Below are 18,666 nucleotides of genomic sequence, written 5' to 3' on the forward strand. Positions count from 1 at the left end.
TTCCACGCCCCGAAGAGCAGTACTAACAATGACCAACCAATCGCGCCGAATAGTCAACGTTCCACCCATGAGCAACCAGCACCGAACACTCGCCGGTGTACTGGCCTCTGACCAAACCGAAGCCTGGTAAGAAGTGCTCCTTAGAAAGGAGGTGATCCAGCCGCACCTTCCGGTACGGCTACCTTGTTACGACTTCGTCCCAATCGCCAGTCCCACCTTCGACAGCTCCCTCCCACAAGGGGTTGGGCCACCGGCTTCGGGTGTTACCGACTTTCGTGACGTGACGGGCGGTGTGTACAAGGCCCGGGAACGTATTCACCGCAGCAATGCTGATCTGCGATTACTAGCAACTCCGACTTCATGGGGTCGAGTTGCAGACCCCAATCCGAACTGAGACCGGCTTTTTGAGATTCGCTCCGCCTCGCGGCATCGCAGCTCATTGTACCGGCCATTGTAGCACGTGTGCAGCCCAAGACATAAGGGGCATGATGACTTGACGTCGTCCCCACCTTCCTCCGAGTTGACCCCGGCAGTCTCCTGTGAGTCCCCATCACCCCGAAGGGCATGCTGGCAACACAGAACAAGGGTTGCGCTCGTTGCGGGACTTAACCCAACATCTCACGACACGAGCTGACGACAGCCATGCACCACCTGTATACCGACCACAAGGGGGCACCATCTCTGATGCTTTCCGGTATATGTCAAGCCTTGGTAAGGTTCTTCGCGTTGCGTCGAATTAAGCCACATGCTCCGCTGCTTGTGCGGGCCCCCGTCAATTCCTTTGAGTTTTAGCCTTGCGGCCGTACTCCCCAGGCGGGGAACTTAATGCGTTAGCTGCGGCACCGACGACGTGGAATGTCGCCAACACCTAGTTCCCAACGTTTACGGCGTGGACTACCAGGGTATCTAATCCTGTTCGCTCCCCACGCTTTCGCTCCTCAGCGTCAGTAATGGCCCAGAGATCCGCCTTCGCCACCGGTGTTCCTCCTGATATCTGCGCATTTCACCGCTACACCAGGAATTCCGATCTCCCCTACCACACTCTAGCTAGCCCGTATCGAATGCAGACCCGGGGTTAAGCCCCGGGCTTTCACATCCGACGTGACAAGCCGCCTACGAGCTCTTTACGCCCAATAATTCCGGACAACGCTTGCGCCCTACGTATTACCGCGGCTGCTGGCACGTAGTTAGCCGGCGCTTCTTCTGCAGGTACCGTCACTTTCGCTTCTTCCCTGCTGAAAGAGGTTTACAACCCGAAGGCCGTCATCCCTCACGCGGCGTCGCTGCATCAGGCTTTCGCCCATTGTGCAATATTCCCCACTGCTGCCTCCCGTAGGAGTCTGGGCCGTGTCTCAGTCCCAGTGTGGCCGGTCGCCCTCTCAGGCCGGCTACCCGTCGTCGCCTTGGTAGGCCATTACCCCACCAACAAGCTGATAGGCCGCGGGCTCATCCTTCACCGCCGGAGCTTTAACCCCGTCCCATGCGGGACAGAGTGTTATCCGGTATTAGACCCCGTTTCCAGGGCTTGTCCCAGAGTGAAGGGCAGATTGCCCACGTGTTACTCACCCGTTCGCCACTAATCCACCCCGAAAGGCTTCATCGTTCGACTTGCATGTGTTAAGCACGCCGCCAGCGTTCGTCCTGAGCCAGGATCAAACTCTCCGTGAATGTTTACCCGTAATCGGGTGCACACACACGAGAGCGGAACAACCGGTCGGAATAAGACCCGTTGTTCACAGCGTCCTCGCTGTGTTGTTGCCTACCGCCGCACATGGCGACCGTAGGACTTTCAAAGGAACCTCCAACCTGCACCAGGTGCAGGCCGGGGTATCAACATATCTGGCGTTGACTTTTGGCACGCTGTTGAGTTCTCAAGGAACGGACGCTTCCTTCGGTCCCGTTTCACCGGGGCCCTCCGGGCGCTTCCCTTCGTTCTTGCGTTTCCGACTCTATCAGACTCTTTCGTGTCCGATTCCCGGTCGAAGCGGGTCCAGCAATACTTCCTTTTCGCTTTCCGGGTCTTCGCTTTCGCGGTTCTCCCTTTCGGCGAGTCCGACTCTATCAGGCCTTTTCCGCTTCCCTTGACCACGTCCTGCGGGCATGCCGAAGAGAGGTTCAGGGTTAGGATCTGGGCTTGAAGGTCGCCGCCGACCCCCGACTCAAAGTCGCGTTGGGGTCAGGCAGGAGTACGACAGTACAGGGCACCGGGGATCGAGGCAAATCGTTTCTGGTGCACCCCTAGGTCCGTCAAGCGGTAGGTCTCGGGCGGAACCGGGACTTCATATGACTTACGCTGCTGAGCAGTACGCCGCCCCCCATCAGCCACGGCGGCGACACCTGAATCTCCACCCCCTGGGAGGCTCCCCATGACCAACGTGACGTCCCCTCTTACTGGACGCGCCATTGGACTCACCGCGGTTCCCGACCCGGTCTTCTCCGGCGCGATGGTCGGTCCCGGCACCGCCATCGACCCCGTACGTGAGCCCTCCGAGGCCGTCTCCCCGGTCGACGGCATCGTCGTCTCCCTGCACCCCCACGCGTTCGTCGTCGTCGACGCGGACGGGCACGGGGTTCTGACGCACCTCGGCATCGACACCGTCCAGCTCAACGGCGAGGGCTTCGAGCTTCTCGTGAACAAGGGGGACACGGTGACCCGCGGCCAGAGCATCGTGCGCTGGGACCCGAACGCCGTCGAGGCGGCCGGCAAGTCACCCATCTGCCCCATCGTGGCCCTGGAAGCCACCGCCGAGTCGCTCTCCGAGGTTCGCGAGGACGGCGACGTGAAGGTCGGCGACACGCTGTTCGGCTGGCAGTGACACCGCGCGCGCAGTAACAGCCAGTTGCACAACCACCGCGGTGGCACGAGTCACCGCACAACCGGAGACGGGTGAAATGGAGACAACGCTGCGAGGCGTCGGCGTGAGCCACGGTGTGGCCATCGGCGAGGTTCGGCACATGGGTACGGCGGTGCTGGAGCCGCCCGCCAAACAGATTCCCGCCGAGGAGGCCGGGCGCGAACAGGGGCGTGCCCGGCAGGCTGTGGAGGCGGTGGCGGCCGATCTGATCGCGCGGGGCAATCTGGCCGGTGGCGAGGCACAGCACGTGCTTGAGGCGCAGGCCATGATGGCGCAGGACCCCGAGCTGATGTCCGATGTCGAGCGGCGCATCGCCGTGGGCAGCACCGCCGAGCGTGCCGTGTACGACGCGTTCGCCGCGTACCGGGCGCTCCTTGCCAACGCCGGGGAGTACCTGGCGGGGCGAGTCGCCGACCTCGACGACGTACGGAACCGGATCGTGGCGCGGCTGCTCGGTGTGCCGATGCCCGGGGTGCCGGACAGCGACGAGCCGTATGTGCTGATCGCGCGCGATCTGGCACCGGCCGACACGGCGCTGCTCGACCCGACGCTGGTGCTCGGCTTCGTCACCGAGGAGGGCGGGCCGACCAGCCACAGCGCGATCCTGGCGCGCGCGCTCGGCGTGCCGGCCGTGGTGGCTCTGCCCGGTGCCGGCGAGCTGGCGGAGGGCACGGTCATCGCGGTGGACGGCAGCACGGGTGAGATCTTCGTCGACCCGAGCGCCGAGAAGCGTGCCGAGATGGAGAGCGCCGCGGCGGCTCGCAAGGCCGCGCTGTCCGCCTCGACCGGTCCTGGTGCCACGTCGGACGGGCACAAGATGCCGCTGCTCGCCAATGTCGGCGGTCCGGGCGATGTGCCCGCGGCGGTCGAGGCGGGTGCCGAGGGTGTGGGGCTGTTCCGGACCGAGTTCCTGTTCCTGGACGACAGCAAGCAGGCTCCCTCCGAGGAGAAGCAGGTCGCGGCCTACCGTGCGGTTCTGGAGGCGTTCCCCGAGGGACGTGTCGTCGTACGTGTGCTGGATGCGGGCGCCGACAAGCCGCTGGACTTCCTGACTCCGGCCGACGAGCCGAACCCGGCGCTCGGAGTCCGCGGGCTGCGGAGTCTGCTGGACCACCCCGAGGTGCTGCGCACCCAGCTGACCGCGCTGGCGAAGGCCGCCGAGGGGTTGCCCGTATACCTTGAGGTCATGGCGCCCATGGTGGCCGACCGTATCGACGCCAAGGCCTTCGCGGACGCGTGCCGTGGGGCCGGGTTGCAGGCGAAGTTCGGTGCGATGGTGGAGATTCCGTCCGCCGCTCTGCGGGCCCGGTCGATCCTCCAGGAGGTGGAGTTCCTTTCGCTGGGCACCAACGACCTGGCGCAGTACACCTTCGCCGCCGACCGTCAGGTGGGCGCGGTGTCGCGGCTCCAGGATCCGTGGCAGCCGGCGCTGCTGGATCTGGTGGCCCTGTCCGCCGAGGCCGCCCGTGCCGAGGGCAAGAGCTGCGGTGTTTGCGGTGAGGCCGCGGCCGATCCGCTGCTGGCCTGTGTGCTGACGGGTCTGGGTGTCACCTCGCTCTCCATGGGTGCGGCGTCCATTCCCTATGTGCGCGCCACGCTGGCCAAGTACACGCTGGCGCAGTGCGAGCGTGCGGCGAACGCCGCCCGTTCGGCCGACTCCGCCGATGAGGCGCGCAAGGCCGCTCAGGCTGTGCTCTCGGGCGAGTAGCCGAACCGGTTGTCTGTGTTGGAGGGGCTTTCCGCCGTGGGCGGGAAGCCCCTCCTGTTGTGTTCCCGCCTCAGTGGTGGGGCTCCGCCGGGTCGGCCCGGATGTCGAATCCCGCGCAGTACTCCACGCCGGATTCCGGGGAGACGGGCTCTCCGGTCTCGGCGTCGGTGCAGTAGGCGTTGAAGACCTCGCCCGCGGTGAGCGGGGCGAGGGTGCCGTGGGCCAGCCGCCAGCCGTGGACACGGTCCGGGCTCTCGGGGGCGCTGGTGCGCAGGACCACTCCCCCGCGCGACTCCAGGGCGACGGCCACCGCGAGCACGGTGGCGAACTCCGCGCCCTCCGAGCTGTCCATGCGGGTCGGGCCCGTCGGGTCGCGGTGGGTGTTGAGCACCGCCAGGAGCTGGTCGTCCTCCGTGGGGGTCGAGCAGACCAGGTGGTGGGTGCCCGGTCCTGCCGCTTCCAGCAGGCGCAGCAGGAGGTGCGAGGCCCGGTCGAAGGCCGCGCGCCCGATGTCCTGGCCGCAGTCCGCGCAGGCGCCGAGGTCGGCGAGGAGGAGTGTGGCGTACTCCCAGGTGGCCTGGCGGACCGCGCGGGAGACCAGGAGCGGGATGAGGTCGCTCAGGCGTTGGCCGGTGTAGGCGACGGTGGCTCCGGCCGCGGCGATCTCCGCGGTGAAGCGGCTGCGGCTGGCTCCGGTGTCCGCGTCGAGTCCGGACTCGGCGCAGAATTCGGCGTAGTCCTCGGGGTCGAAGAGGGCGATCGTGGTGTGCATGCCCTGGGCCGTGAGCGTTTTGAGCAGGGCCTCGACCTGTTGCAGATAGACGGTGTGGTCGTCGAAGGGAAAGGTGCGGTAGTGCCGCATGGCCGCGAAGTCCTGCGCGTCGACCAGGAGGCCGATGGTGCTGGGGGCCTCGCGGCGCAGCGTGCGTCGCAGGGTTGTGCCGTGTGCCGTGCCGGGTGCGGTGCCGTGCTTCTTGTTGTGTTTGGAGTTGTGCTGGGTGTTGCGCCTGGTGTTTTCGGTCTGCGCCATGTGTCCCCCTGTGCGCGGTGAATCATTGCTCACTCAGCGTAATCAGGGGGACTGACAAGCGGGCTAGCCGCGGCGGTTCGCGGCCAGTTCGGCGTAGAAGTGGAGGAGGTCGAGGTTGTCCACCGAACCCGGGTTGACCGCCTTGGCGAGTTCGGTTCCCTGGAGGAGGCGCTTGACCGGGACCTCGATGCGCTTGCCGGTGAGGGTGTGCGGGATGCCGGGGACCTCGATGACCTCGTCCGGTACGTGGCGTGGGGAGAGGTTCTCACGGATGGTGTTCTTGATCGCGGCGCGCAGGTCGTCGTCGAGGGTCGCGCCTTCGGCGAGGTGGACGAAGAGCGGCATCCAGTAGCCGCCGTCGGGTTCTTCGAGGCCGATGACGAGGGACTCGCGGATCTCGGGGAGCCGTTCGACGGCCTCGTAGATGTCGGCGGAGCCCATGCGGACGCCCTGGCGGTTCAGGGTGGAGTCGGAGCGGCCGTGGATGATCACCGAGCCGTGGTCGGTGAGGGTGATCCAGTCGCCGTGGCGCCAGACGCCGGGGTACATGTCGAAGTAGCTGTCGTGGTAGCGGCTGCCGTCGGGGTCGTTCCAGAAGCGGATCGGCATGGACGGGAGCGGGTTGGTGACAACCAGCTCGCCGACCTCGTTGGTGAGCGGCTTGCCCGCCGGGTCCCAGGACTGGAGGTCGGTGCCGAGGCAGGGGGCCTGGAGCTCGCCGATGTGGACGGGGAGGGTCGGAACGGCTCCGGCGAAGCAGCTGCAGACGTCGGTGCCGCCGCTGACCGAGGCGATCCAGAGGTCGTCGGCCACCTCGTCGTGGAGCCAGCGGAAGCCGTCGGGCGGGAGCGGTGAGCCGGTGGTGGCGACGCACTGGACGCGGGAGAGGTCGAAGTCGCGGCCGGGGTGGATGTCGGCCTTGCGGCAGGCCATGACGTAGGCGGCGGAGGTGCCGTAGAGGGTGGCGCCGGTCTGTTCGGCGACCCTCCACTGGGCGCTGATGTCGGGGTAGCCGGGGCTGCCGTCGTACAGGACGACGGTGGTGCCGGTGAGGAGGCCGGAGACGAGGAAGTTCCACATCATCCAGCCGGTGGAGGTGTACCAGAAGAAGCGGTCCTCGGGGCCGAGGTCGCAGTGCAGGCCGATCTGCTTGAAGTGTTCGAGCAGGATGCCGCCCTGGGACTGGACGATGGCCTTGGGCAGGCCGGTGGTGCCGGAGGAGTAGAGAACCCACAGCGGGTGGTCGAAGGGGACCTGTTCAAAGACCGGCTCGGTGTCGGCGGAGGTGAGGGCGGCCCAGGCGAGGGCGCCTTCGGGGGCGTCGGTGCCCAGCAGCGGGATGTGGACGACGGCGCGCAGGGTGGGCAGTTCGCGGCGGAGTTCGGCGACGGTCTCCGTACGGTCGTGCTCCTTGCCTCCGTAGCGGTAGCCGTCGACGGTGAACAGGACGACGGGTTCGATCTGCTGGAAGCGGTCCAGCACGCTTCGGGCGCCGAAGTCGGGTGCGCAGGAGGTCCAGACGCCGCCGACGGCCGCGGTGGCCAGGAAGGCGACGACGGCCTGCGGGATGTTGGGGAGGTAGCCGCTGACGCGGTCGCCGGGGGTGACGCCGAGGGCGCGGAGTTCGGCGGCGAGGGCCCCGACCTGGCGGCGGAGGTCTGCCCAGCTGATGGGGATCTGGGTGTGGGTCTCGTCGACGTACAGGAGGGCGGGAGTGTCGGCGCGGGACGGCTCCTCGGCGGTCCGCAGGGCGTGTTCGGCGTAGTTGAGGGTGGCGCCGGGGAACCAGGTGGCGCCGGGCATGGTGCGGTCGCCGAGGACGCCTTCGTACGGGGTGGAGAAGCGGATGTCGAACCAGTCGGCGACGGCCTGCCAGAAGGTGTCGAGCTCGTCGACGGACCAGCGGTGCAGGGCTGCGTACCCGCCGTCGGCCGGGGCGCCGTACCGGCTCGCGGCCCAGTTCTGGAAGCGGGTGACGGCCGCGGCCTCGATGCGGTCGGGGCCGGGCTGCCAGAGGGGCGTGTCGGGCGTGGCTTCGGTCATGGGGCTGCTCCCTGGCTGTACGGGTACGCGGGGTCGGCGTGTCGGCGCGCACGGGCTGGGGTGTGCGCGTGAGCGGCTGACACGGACGATGCCATGTGATCGTCTTCGGCACCAGGGTGGCCCCGCCTCCGGGCGGCGGGGAGCGGGCGCCCGACATGGATGAACGGGAGTTGAACGGGAGGTTCTGCGGGCCGGGCGGGTGGCAGGGTGTGCGCCATGGACGGTCGTGACCTGGTGCGTCGGGTGAGGTTGGTCGGTTCGGTGCGGGGGCTGCGCACGGTGCGCTCGGCCTGGCGGCGCCGGTCGGCGGACGCGCGTGCGTTGCCCGCGCGCGGGGCGGAGCGGGCCCGGGTGCCCGGCGCGCTGACGGGTGCGGAGCCGGGGCCCGGCGGGGGTGTGGTGCGGTTCGCCCGTTCGGAGCTGCGGATCCGGGTGTCGGTGGGGGGTGCGGTGTTCTGGGCGTGGGACGGGGCGGAGCCGGTGCCGTCGTACGCGGTGGCGGGTGAGCCGCCCGCGCCGGACGAGCGGGCGGTGCTGGAGCCGGACAAGGACGGCGGCTGGCAGGTGGTGTCGGAGCGGCTGACGGTGGTGGTGTCGCGCACGGGGGCGGTGGAGCTGCGGACGCCGGGCGGGGTGTTGTTGCGGCGGGAGTTGCCGCCACGCTGGTGGGAGCCGGTGGGCGGGGGGCCGGTGCGGTGGGTGCAGCGCTCGGAGGTGCCTGCGGACGCGCGGTTCTTCGGCCTGGGCGGCCGGTCGGGCGGGCCCCGGTTGCGGGACGGGGCGTACGGGCTGTGGAACACCGATCCGGGCGGGCGGTTCGGTCCGGGGGACGATCCGCTGTATCTGACGATGCCGGTGCAGGTGGTGGTGTCGGACGCGGGAACGCATCTGGCGTTCCACGACAACACCTGGGCGGGCCGGGTGGTGTTGCGCGAGGGCGAGGAGGGCGCGGGCTCGGGGCATGACCGGCCGGGGACGTGCGAGGTGCGGATGGAAGGCGGTCCGCTGCGCTGCTGGGTCGTGGCGGGGACGCCGGCCCGGGTGCTCCAGGGGTGGACGGCGCTGACGGGTGCGCCGGCGCTGCCCCCGTCCTGGGCGCTGGGGCCGCAGCACGCGCGGTGGGGCTTCGGCAGTGAGCAGGAGGTGCGGCGGATCGTCGACGGGTACCGGGAGCGGGGGCTGCCGCTGTCCGTCCTGCATCTGGACATCGACCACTACGACGGGCACCGGGTGTTCACGGTGGACCGGGAGCGGTTCCCCGGGCTGCCCGCGCTGGCGAAGGAGCTGCGCGAGGAGGGAGTGCGGCTGGTGTCGATCGTGGACCCGGCGGTGAAGGCCGAGCCGGGTGCCGCGGTGTTCGAGGGGGGCGCGGCGGTCGGGGAACGGGGTGCGTACGTACGGGACGCGCGGGGGCGGGTGGTGGTCGGGGAGGTGTGGCCGGGGGCCTCCGTTTATCCGGATTTCACTGATCCGCTTGTGCGGGAATGGTGGGGATCTCTGTACGAGGAGCGGCTTGCGCAGGGCTTCTCGGGGGTCTGGCACGACATGAACGAGCCGGTGTCCTTCGCGGCGTTCGGCGATCCGTCGTTGCCGCGTTCCGCCCGGCATGTGCTGGAGGGCGCGGGCGGTGATCACCGCGAGGCACACAACGTGTACGGGCTGGCGATGGCCCGGGCCGGGTACGAGGGGCTGCTCCGGTGGCGTCCGGAGGAGCGTCCGTTCCTCTTCTCCCGGTCGGGCTGGGCGGGGATGCAGAGGTACGGGGGCACCTGGTCCGGTGATGTGTCGACCGGGTGGCCGGGGCTGCGGGCCTCGCTGGCCCTGGTGCTGGGTCTCGGGCTGTGCGGGGTGCCGTACTCGGGGCCGGATGTGGGCGGGTTCGACGGGTTCCCGTCGCCGGAGCTGTATCTGCGGTGGTTCCAGCTGGGCGCCTACCTGCCGTTGTTCCGCACCCACGCGGCGATCGACGCGGGGCGCCGGGAGCCGTGGGAGTTCGGTCCCGAGGTGCTGGAGGGCGCGCGGGCGGCGCTGGCGGAACGGGAGCGGCTTCGCCCGTACCTCGTGACGCTGTCGCACGTGGCTCGGCTGACCGGTGCGCCTTATGTGCGCCCGATGTGGTGGGGCGTGCCGGGCGACCGGGCGCTGCGGGAGTGCGAGGACGCGTTCCTGCTGGGCGATGCGCTGCTGGTGGCTCCGGTGCTGGAGCCCGGGGTGCGGCGGCGGGCTGTGCGGCTGCCCCGGGGGCGGTGGTACGACACGGAGACCGGGCGGGCGTACGAGGGGCCGGGGCAGGTGTTGGTCGACGCGCCGCTGTCCCGGGTCCCGGTGCTGGTCAGGGCCGGTGCGGTGATCCCGGTGCGGGGTGCGGACGGGGACCTGGAGCTGGAGGCGTGGGCGCCCAGGCCGGGGCGTACCGGGGGCGGGCTCGTGGTGCGGGATCCGGGTGACGGGTGGGCGGAGGCGGAGGTCGAGCGGTATGTGACGCGGTGGGAGGGCGACCGCGTGGTGGTTCAGCGGCACGGGGTGGAGGGTGAGGTGGACTGTGTGGTGCGGGGGCGGGGCTGACCGGACGGTGGGGCAGGGGCGGCGCATGGCGGTCAGCGCGCCCCTCAGCCGTAGCGCCCCGCGAACCAGGCGTTCGCCGCTTGCGTGTGCAGGGGGAAGGCCAGAGTCCGCGGGGCGCTCAGGATCTCGTAGCCGGAGGTCTCCTTGGTGGGGGCCGAGGGCGGGAGGGCGGCGAGGGGGCGGGGCGGGAGGAGGCCGAAGAGCAGGAGGTGCCCGGCCGTGTCGCTGAGGGCGTCGGCGAGGCGGACGTCCTCCTCGGTGGCCTCGATGCCGGTCTCCTCGCGCAGTTCGCGCACCACCGCGTGGCGCCAGTCCTCGGCGTGGTCGACGAAGCCGCCGGGCAGGGCCGTTCCGCCCTTCTGGGGTTCGATGGTGCGGGTGATGACGACGAGTCCGGTGGGGCCGGGGCCCGTAACGGGGAGCAGGGCCACAGCGACGGGGAGCGGGTTGCGGTAGGCGGTGGTGCCGCAACGCGTACAGGTGCGCGGCCAGGTGTCGGCGGACGGGAGGGCGCGATACGGCGCTCCGCACGTACCACAGTGGGAACCCCGTACGTACCGGGGTGACCGCGGGGCGGTCGGGGCGGGCCTGTTGCCGGGTTCGGACACGGGCGGACTGTATCCGATCGTTCTTCCCCGCGGGCAGCCCAGCTGGTAGACGGTGGGCCCATGACAGGATCGCGTACCGCTCTCCGCGCCCTGGCCACCGCGGCCGCCGCTCTGTTCGCCGTCACCGCCGCCTCCCCGCCCGCGCAGGCGCACCCCGAGCCGATCGCGCCCGAGGAGTTCGTGGCGCTGCGCTCGGTGGACCCGACGATCATTCAGGAGATGCGCTACACGACTGCGCACACCTTCATGGGCGAGCGGGTCGACGGCTACCGGCAGCCGGTCTGCATCCTGACCCGGCCCGCCGCCCGTGCGCTGCATCTGGCACAGAAGCGGCTGCTGCGCCGGGGGTATTCGCTGAAGGTGTACGACTGTTACCGGCCGCAGCGGGCGGTCGACCACTTCGTGCGGTGGGCGAAGGATCTCGACGACCAGTCCATGAAGGGGGAGTTCTATCCCCTGGTCGACAAGTCGCGTTTGTTCGAGGACGGTTACATCGCGGAGAAGTCCGGGCACAGCCGGGGCAGCACGGTGGACCTCACTCTGGTCAGGCTCCCCGCCCTGCCGACCAGGCCGTACCGTCCGGGCGAGCGGCTGACTCCCTGCTTCGCACCGAAGGACGATCGCTTCCCCGACAACTCGGTGGACATGGGAACGGGTTACGACTGCTTCGACACCCTGTCGCACACGGACGATCCGCGGGTCCAGGGGGCGCAGCGCGCCAACCGGCAGTTCTTGAAGCGGACTCTGGCGGAGGCGGGGTTCGTGAATCTGCCCCAGGAGTGGTGGCACTTCACCTTCAGGCCGGAGCCGTTCCCCGACACCCACTTCGACTTTCCGGTGCACCGGAGGTCGGTCTCCGGGCGCTGAGGGGCCGCTCGCACGGGCTGACGAACGGGCGACCGGGACCACCCCCGTGGGCTCCGGCCGCCCGTTCTTCCTTTCGGACGCCGCGGAGACGTTTTCGGTTGCGGATCGGGCGGCTACGGTGCCCGTATGTCACAGCAGACGTTCGATACGTACGAGGAGTTCTGGCCGTACTACGTCGCGATGCACTCCCGCGCCGCCACCCGCTGGGTCCATCTGACCGGCACGCTGACCGGACTCGCGATCTCGGTCTACGGGCTGGCGCGGGGGCGGAAGCGCTGGCTGGCGGCCCTGCCACTGATCGGCTACGGCACGGCCTGGCCCGCGCACTTCCTGATCGAGAAGAACAACCCGGCCACGTTCGGGCATCCGGCGTGGTCGTTGCGCGGGGATGCGCAGATGATCCGGATGATGCTGGCGGGCCGGGACGCGGAGCTGGCGGAGATCGCCGCGAAGTGGCTGGCGGAGCACGGCTGAGCCGTACGCCGCGTACCCCTCGCCCGGGGAGGCCGCCCGTGGCACACTTCTGACGTCCCGTCAGATTCAGTGCTGGGGAGGGGCCTTGCCTCATACGCGCATTCCGGTGGTGGCCGGTTGGTTCACCGAGGGCGCCGGGGAGGAGGACTTCCGGCTGCTGGGCACCCGCTGCTCCGGTTGCCGGTCGGTCCACTTCCCCCGCGAGGACGGCCACTGCCGTAATCCGGGCTGTCCCGGCGGGGAGCTGGAGGAGGTGCCGCTGTCGAAGCGGGGCACGGTCTGGTCCTGCACCGACGGCCGCTACCGGCCCCCTCCCCCGTACCTCAGCGATCCCGAAGTCCCTTGGGCCCCGTACACGTTGGTCGCCGTCGAGCTGGCGGCCGAGCGCATGGTGGTGCTGGGGCAGGCCGTGCCCGGGGTCGGCGTGGCCGAGCTGCCGGTCGGCTCGACGGTGGAGGTGGTGCCCGGCGTGCTGGACGAGGACGCCGCGGCGGGCATCGTGCACACGACCTGGCACTGGCGCCCCGTCGGGGAACAGGGGGCCACGTCATGACCGGTGACGTGGCGGTGCTCGGAGCCGGGATGCACCCGTGGGGCAAGTGGGGGCGCGGATTCGTCACGTACGGGCGGGTCGCCGCGCGGGCCGCCCTCGCCGACGCGGGGATCGGCTGGCCCGAGGTGCAGTCGGTCGTGGGCGCGCAGACGGTGCGCGGGGGGTATCCGGGGTACGTGGCCGGGGCCTCGTTCGCCCAGGCGCTCGGGTGGCAGGGGGCGCGGGTCACCTCGGTGTACGCCGCGTGCGCTTCCGGGGCCCAGGCGGTCAACACCGCGCGGGCGCAGATACTGGCCGGGATGGCGGACGTGGTCCTGGTCGTGGGGGCCGATGCGGCGCCGAAGGGGTTCTTCGCCCCGGCGGGCGGGGAGCGACCCGACGATCCGGACTGGCTGCGCTTCCGGGTACTCGGGGCGACGAACCCGGCGTACTTCGGGCTGTACGCGCGCCGTCGCATGGCGCTGTACGGGGACTCGCCGGAGGATTTCGCCCTGGTCAAGGTGAAGAACGCGGCGGCGGGCGCGCTGAACGAGAACGCCCGCTACCGGAGACCGGTGACGGCCGAGGAGGTCGCCGCCTCGGCGGTGGTGGCCGATCCGCTGCGGCTGCTGGACATCTGCGCCACCTCCGACGGGGCCGCGGCCCTGGTGCTGTGCAGCATGGAGTTCGCGCGGCGTCGCGGGGTGACCGATCCGGTGCGGATCCGGGCCGTGTCCACCGTGACTCCGACCTTCCCGAGGACGGTCCTTGATCTGCCGGACATCGGCACGGACTCGGCGGTGGCGGTCGATCCCCCGCCGGAGAGCTTCCGTGCCTCGATCGCCCGGGCCGCGTACGAGGAGGCGGGGGCCGGGCCCGAGGACGTGTCACTGGCGGAGGTCTACGACCTGTCCACGGCACTGGAGCTGGAGTGGTACGAGGACATCGGGCTGTGCGCTCTCGGCGAGGGCGCGAAGCTGGTGCGGGACGGGACGACCGCGCTGGGCGGCCGGGTTCCGGTCAACGCGAGCGGGGGCCTGGCCTCGTTCGGCGAGGCGGTGCCCGCGCAGGCGATAGCGCAGGTCTGCGAGCTGACCTGGCAGTTGCGCGGCAGGGCCGGGGAACGGCAGGTGCCGGGGGCCCGAGTGGGCATCACGGCCAACCAGGGGCTGTTCGGGCACGGTTCGGCGGTGGTGGCGGTCCGCTGAGCCCGTCGCGCGAGCCGTCGCCTGAGATGTTCCCTGAGTCCGCCGCCCGACCGTGTGCCTGGGTCGCTCCCTGACTCCGCCGCCCGACCGTGTGCCTGGGTCGCCCCCTGAGTCATTCCCTGAGTCCGCCGCCGTAACAGATCACCTCTCATGAGGACTTGACTCGTCGTCACGACCGCAGAACACTCACAGCCCGGCCCGCCGGACGACGTGCGGCCCGTACCCCTGTCGGCGGGGGTACGGGCCGTACGCGTATCGCTGCCGGTATCTGCCGATCGGCGTCAGGTGGCGACGGGTTCACGGGCGCGCGCCACCCGCTCCAGAGCGTGCTCCACGACCGCGACCAGGACGTCACGCACCGAGGAGCGGTCCCGGGCGTCGCACACGAGCAGCGGCACCTCGGGGTCCAGGTCCAGGGCGGCCCGCACGGTATCCGGAGGGAACCGGTCGGCTCCCTCGAAGCAGTTGACGGCCACGGCGAAGGGGATGCCCCGGCGTTCGAAGTAGTCGACCGCCGCGAAGCAGTCCTCCAGCCGCCGGGTGTCGGCGAGAACGACCGCGCCCAGGGCGCCCTGGGCCAGTTCGTCCCAGAGGAACCAGAAGCGGTCCTGGCCGGGTGTGCCGAACAGATAGAGGACCAGGTCCTCGCGGAGCGTGATCCTGCCGAAGTCCATGGCGACCGTGGTGGTCGTCTTGGACTCGACGCCTTCGAGGTCGTCGACCGGGCGGCCCGCCTCGCTGAGGCGTTCCTCGGTGCGCAGCGGTCTGATCTCACTGACCGCGCCGACCGCCGTCGTCTTGCCCACGCCGAATCCACCCGCCACCAGGATCTTCAGGGTGACGGGCTCGACGGGCCGCTGTCCGCGGCTAGAGCGCCCGAAGGCCATTGATCACCTCGCGGAGGATGTTCACGTCCGGCAGCTCGGCCGGCGGAACGGGGCGGGTGACATGCACCAGCTCGTCCTCGACGAGATCACCGACCAGGACCCGTACCACCCCTACCGGGAGGTCGAGTTCGGCGGCGAGCTCGGCGATCGACTGGGGCATGCCGCTGCAGAGTTCGACAATGCGTACATGTTCGGGGGCGAGCGTCTGGTCCCGGCCGGGGTCGTCGGCGGCCGGTTCCGGCACGACCAGCGCGATCAGGTCGAGCCGGTGACGGGTAGCGCTGCTGGTACGCCCGCGGGTCATCGCGTACGGACGGACCACGGGCCCCGCTTCCGCGTCGTACCACCGCGAGGACTGGGGGTCGAGGGGACCGTCCGGGGACCCGGGGTCCGTGCCCCGGCGGGAGTCGGCGCTCATGCCCGCCACTCACCCTCCGGCGGGCAGACCGGTCGTCCGTGGGGCGTTGGCCAGATGGGCCCCCACGCGCTTGACCATCAACGTCATCTCGTACGCCACCTGGCCCACGTCGGAGTCGGCATCGGCCAGGACGGCGAGACAGCTCCCGTCACCGGCGGCGGTGACGAAGAGGAAGGCCTCGTCCAGCTCGACGACGGTCTGGCGCACCCGGCCCGCGTCGAAGTGATGGCCGACGCCCTTGGCGAGGCTGTGGAACCCGGAGGCCACCGCGGCGAGATGCTCACTGTCCTCCCGGGTCAGGTCCTGCGAGGCGCCCGTGGCGAGCCCGTCGCTGGAGAGCACCAGAGCCTTGCGGATACTGGCGACGCGCTGGACGAGTTCGTCGAGCAGCCAGTTCAGTTCGCCCGAGCCCTGGCGTGCGGGGTCGTGTGCTGCGGCGTTCGGTGCGGTCATCGACCGTCCCCTCCCGGAGTGGTTCCTGGTCCTGTGCCACCGGGGCCGGCTGTGTCCTCGGTGTTCTGGGTGGTGTTGGTGTTCGCGGTGCTGTTGGTGTTCTGGGCGTTCGCGGTGGTTCTGGCGTTCTCTGTGGTCTCTGTGGCCCCTGCGGTCCCTGTGGTTTCGGCGTTCTGCCGTCGACCGCGCTGCCAGCCGCGCTGGAGCGATGCCATGCGGTCCCGTACCTCGTCCGCGTCCCGCTCGATGTCGTCGAAGGGGTCCACGGGTAGCCGGGGCTGAGTCCGTTCCGCCGGGTCCTGGAGCTGGGGGGCGAGGCTGGCCTGCCGGATCCGCCGGGGCAGGCCGCCCACGGTGTCGGGGGCCGGCGGAGTGCGGTGGGCCGTTGTGGGTGTGGCGGCCGGGGTGTCGTCCCTGGCTCCGTCGTCCACCCGGCGGCCCCGGTCGGCCACCAGGGTCGGCGGGGTGCGCCGGGGCAGCGGGACGGGGCCTGAGGGGCGCATCGGGCGGATGTCCGCCGTGGGCCCGTCGCCGCGGTCGCGGGCCTGCTCGTGCTGGTCCCGGTCGGCGCCCCGGCGCGGCCCCCCGCGCCCGCCACGACGGGCCCGGCGGTCGGTGTCGCCCTCGGGACCATGGTCGGCACCACGGTCGGCGTCACGCCGCAGGTCGCGGGAGCGGAAGATGCCGCCGCGCTCGCTCTCGGTGTCCTCCAGGTCGGAGACCCCGTCCAGTACGGGCCCCAGGGCCGGATCAAGAGCCGGGTCCGGGGAACGGTCAAGGGGGCAGCCGTCGAAGTCCAGCGGGCCGACGGGGGCTTCGAGTTCGATCGGGCCGTCGAGGACGTCGGGGCCGGTGAGCCCGGCGGGTACCGGGGAGAGCACCGCGGACCTGCCGTTGACACGGCGCTCCCCGCCCCACGTCACGCCCTCCGCGCCCTGCGCCGCCCCGGTGCTCCGGCCGCTGCCGATCGCCCGTTCGGCCCGGCGGTCGAGACGGAAGCCGGTGCCATGGGTGTCGGGAGCGTCGGTGAGCAGGGCGGCGGGGATGAAGACGACCGCGGTGGTGCCTCCGTACGGCGATTTCTGCAGGGAGACCCGGACGTTCTGGCGCTGGGCGAGGCGGCTGACCACGAAGAGGCCCAGTCGGTCGGTGTCGGAGAGTTCGAAGTCGGGGGTCTCGGCGAGCCGGAGGTTCGCGTCGAGGAGGACTTCGGGGGGCATGCCGAGGCCGCGGTCGTGGATTTCGAGGGTGAAGCCGTTGGAGACGCGTTCGCCGTGCACCTGGACCGCGGTGTGCGGAGGTGAGAAGACGGTGGCGTTCTCCAGGAGTTCGGCGATGAGGTGGGTGAGGTCGGCGACGGCGGGCCCGCCCACGCCGATACGGGCGATGCGGCGGACTTCGATGCGTTCGTAGTCCTCGACCTCGGCGACGGCGGCCCGCACCACGTCCATCAGCTGGATGGGCTTGCGCCACTGGCGGGAGGGGGCCGCGCCGGAGAGGATCACGAGCCCTTCGGCGTGCCGCCGCATGCGGGTGGTGAGATGGTCGAGGCGGAACAGGTCGGCCAGTTCGTCGCTGTTCTCGGTGCGGCGCTCCATCGCGTCCAGCAGGGTCAGCTGGCGGTGCAGGAGGACCTGGTTGCGGCGGGCCAGGTTGACGAATACCTCGGAGACGCCGCGGCGCATGTCCGCCTGTTTGACGGCGGCCTCGACGGCTGCCCGCTGGAGGGTGTTGAGCGCCTGGCCGACCTGGCCGATCTCGTCGGGTTCGTAGCTGAGTTGCGGGGCCTCGGTACCGACGTCCACCTGCTCGCCCGCGGCGAGGCGGCGCATCACACTCGGCAGCCGCACACCCGAGACCTCGTGAGCGTCCTTGCGTAGCCGGGAGAGGTCCCGGACGAGCTCGCGGCCGATGCGTACGGAGACGAAGATCGAGACGATCAGGGCCAGGAAGCCGAGGACTCCGGCGATTCCGGCCTGGGCGAGGACCCGGTAGGCGGCAGGCTCGGCACGGTCCCGGAAACGGTCGCCCATCTCCGTGGAGTGGCCCGCCAGCCGGTCGAGAACGGACCCGGCCGCCTCCTGCCAGCGGTCGGTGTCGACGGCTGCGGGGCGCTTCGTCGGCCCGGCGGCGATCAGGGCGTCCTCGGCGGTGCGCAGGGGTTCGGTGTCCGGGCTGCCCCAGAACTGCTCGACGCGGCGGCGTTCCGCCGCGGGGAGGTTTTCGAGGCTGACCTCGTAGAGCAGCTCGCGCTGGGCCACCAGGCCCGATATCCGGCGCAGTTCGGAGGTGGTGAACCGGCCCGTGACAAGGCCGGAGGCGACCAGGGCGTCCTCGCGCGACAGCATCTCCCGGGCCCGGGATATCCCGACCAGAGCCCGCATCTGCTTGTCCATCGACACGTTCTCCAGGGCGTGGAGTCCGTTGAGGAAGCGGTACGAGGGGTCGACGAGGCCGTTGTAGAAGTCCATCGCCTTCGCCCGGCTGATGGTGCGCTTCTCGACGGAGTCGCGCAGGGCGTCCAGTCCGTCGACGGCGCTGAGGATCGCGTCCAGGCGGCTGAGGTCCTCGGTGTTCAGTGCTTCGCGGACGTCCTGCTGCCGGGCGTTCTCCCTGACCTCGCCCACGATGCGGTCGGTGGCGGCGCGTTGGCCGAGGAGGAGGGGCAGCGCGTCGGAGGCTCTCGGGTCGGCGAGGAAGACCAGGGTCTGCCGCCGTTCCTCCTGGACGGCGCGGACGGCGTCCTCCAGAGGGTGGCCGACCTTCTCGACGATGGCCCCGGCGCTCATCAGTCCGCTCGCCTGACGGCCGGTGATGTACGTGGCGAAGACCCAGAGGCCCGAGAGGGAGACGAGCGGCACCAGCAGCAACGCCACGATCTTCCTGCGGATGGACTTTCCGCGAAAGCGCATGGCCTCCCCCAGATCGGCCCCGCACCGCGGGGGTGGTCTTCTCCCGGTCGTCCCTCGGCCCCGGCCCCAGCCCCGGCAGGCGCCGTGCGTACACCGGCGCGCATCG

Annotated in this window: 14 protein-coding genes and 1 rRNA gene; 7 read left to right on the forward strand and 8 right to left on the reverse strand. The window is 70.4% G+C overall.

Annotation, left to right across the window (positions count from 1 at the left end):
- Positions 1–144: 144 nt before the first annotated feature.
- Positions 145–1,668 (reverse strand): 16S ribosomal RNA (locus RI138_RS03295).
- A gap of 698 nt (positions 1,669–2,366) precedes the next feature.
- Here RI138_RS03295 and RI138_RS03300 point away from each other — a divergent pair.
- Together RI138_RS03300 and ptsP are read left to right on the forward strand one after the other, a co-directional pair.
- Positions 2,367–2,816 carry a PTS sugar transporter subunit IIA gene (locus RI138_RS03300; RefSeq protein ID WP_096632641.1) on the forward strand — a complete coding sequence of 150 codons (450 nt, stop codon included), beginning with the start codon at positions 2,367–2,369 and terminating at the stop codon, positions 2,814–2,816.
- A 76-nt stretch (positions 2,817–2,892) separates the two neighbouring features.
- Positions 2,893–4,563, forward strand: a complete 1,671-nt coding sequence (gene ptsP, locus RI138_RS03305; protein ID WP_311118697.1) for a phosphoenolpyruvate--protein phosphotransferase — start codon at positions 2,893–2,895, stop codon at positions 4,561–4,563.
- 70 nt (positions 4,564–4,633) lie between these two features.
- Here the strand turns inward: ptsP and RI138_RS03310 are convergent, their stop codons facing one another.
- Together RI138_RS03310 and RI138_RS03315 are read right to left on the reverse strand one after the other, a co-directional pair.
- Complete coding sequence (locus RI138_RS03310; RefSeq protein WP_311118698.1) at positions 4,634–5,593, reverse strand: hypothetical protein; 960 nt, start codon at positions 5,591–5,593, stop codon at positions 4,634–4,636.
- 63 nt (positions 5,594–5,656) lie between these two features.
- A complete protein-coding gene (locus tag RI138_RS03315) occupies positions 5,657–7,636 on the reverse strand; it encodes an acetoacetate--CoA ligase (protein WP_311118699.1) in 1,980 nt (659 codons plus the stop codon).
- 216 nt (positions 7,637–7,852) lie between these two features.
- Here RI138_RS03315 and RI138_RS03320 point away from each other — a divergent pair, with 216 nt between their 5' ends.
- A complete protein-coding gene (locus RI138_RS03320) occupies positions 7,853–10,201 on the forward strand; it encodes a glycoside hydrolase family 31 protein (protein WP_311118700.1) in 2,349 nt (782 codons plus the stop codon).
- A 44-nt stretch (positions 10,202–10,245) separates the two neighbouring features.
- Here RI138_RS03320 and RI138_RS03325 read toward each other — a convergent pair whose 3' ends face one another.
- Positions 10,246–10,809 carry an NUDIX domain-containing protein gene (locus tag RI138_RS03325; RefSeq protein ID WP_311118701.1) on the reverse strand — a complete coding sequence of 188 codons (564 nt, stop codon included), beginning with the start codon at positions 10,807–10,809 and terminating at the stop codon, positions 10,246–10,248.
- Positions 10,810–10,869: 60 nt separating this feature from the next.
- Here RI138_RS03325 and RI138_RS03330 point away from each other — a divergent pair, with 60 nt between their 5' ends.
- From RI138_RS03330 to RI138_RS03345, 4 genes are all read left to right on the forward strand, one after another.
- Positions 10,870–11,676 (forward strand): M15 family metallopeptidase, encoded by an 807-nt coding sequence (locus RI138_RS03330; RefSeq protein WP_311118702.1) that lies wholly within the window; start codon positions 10,870–10,872, stop codon positions 11,674–11,676.
- 126 nt (positions 11,677–11,802) lie between these two features.
- On the forward strand, positions 11,803–12,150 hold the full coding sequence (locus tag RI138_RS03335) for a DUF962 domain-containing protein (RefSeq protein WP_311118703.1): 348 nt from the start codon (positions 11,803–11,805) through the stop codon (positions 12,148–12,150).
- Between the two features lie 85 nt (positions 12,151–12,235).
- Positions 12,236–12,703, forward strand: a complete 468-nt coding sequence (locus tag RI138_RS03340) for a Zn-ribbon domain-containing OB-fold protein (protein ID WP_311118704.1) — start codon at positions 12,236–12,238, stop codon at positions 12,701–12,703.
- Entirely contained in the window at positions 12,700–13,890 is a 1,191-nt protein-coding gene (locus tag RI138_RS03345; RefSeq protein ID WP_311118705.1) for a lipid-transfer protein, read from the forward strand. The genes RI138_RS03340 and RI138_RS03345 overlap by 4 nt, the downstream gene beginning before the upstream one ends.
- Before the next feature lie 281 nt (positions 13,891–14,171).
- Here RI138_RS03345 and RI138_RS03350 read toward each other — a convergent pair whose 3' ends face one another.
- The 4 genes from RI138_RS03350 to RI138_RS03365 are packed head-to-tail and all read right to left on the reverse strand — an operon-like array spanning position 14,172 to position 18,560.
- Complete coding sequence (locus RI138_RS03350; protein ID WP_096632626.1) at positions 14,172–14,777, reverse strand: GTP-binding protein; 606 nt, start codon at positions 14,775–14,777, stop codon at positions 14,172–14,174.
- A complete protein-coding gene (locus RI138_RS03355; RefSeq protein WP_311118706.1) occupies positions 14,758–15,195 on the reverse strand; it encodes a DUF742 domain-containing protein in 438 nt (145 codons plus the stop codon). Before RI138_RS03355 ends, RI138_RS03350 begins: the two co-directional genes overlap by 20 nt.
- A gap of 9 nt (positions 15,196–15,204) precedes the next feature.
- Positions 15,205–15,648 (reverse strand): roadblock/LC7 domain-containing protein, encoded by a 444-nt coding sequence (locus RI138_RS03360; RefSeq protein WP_311118707.1) that lies wholly within the window; start codon positions 15,646–15,648, stop codon positions 15,205–15,207.
- The gene (locus RI138_RS03365) at positions 15,645–18,560 is read right to left on the reverse strand and encodes a sensor histidine kinase (RefSeq protein WP_311118708.1); all 2,916 of its coding nucleotides are present in this window, start codon (positions 18,558–18,560) and stop codon (positions 15,645–15,647) included. The genes RI138_RS03360 and RI138_RS03365 overlap by 4 nt, the downstream gene beginning before the upstream one ends.
- Positions 18,561–18,666: the final 106 nt, after the last annotated feature.

Source organism: Streptomyces durocortorensis, assembly GCF_031760065.1.
Lineage (GTDB): Bacteria > Actinomycetota > Actinomycetes > Streptomycetales > Streptomycetaceae > Streptomyces.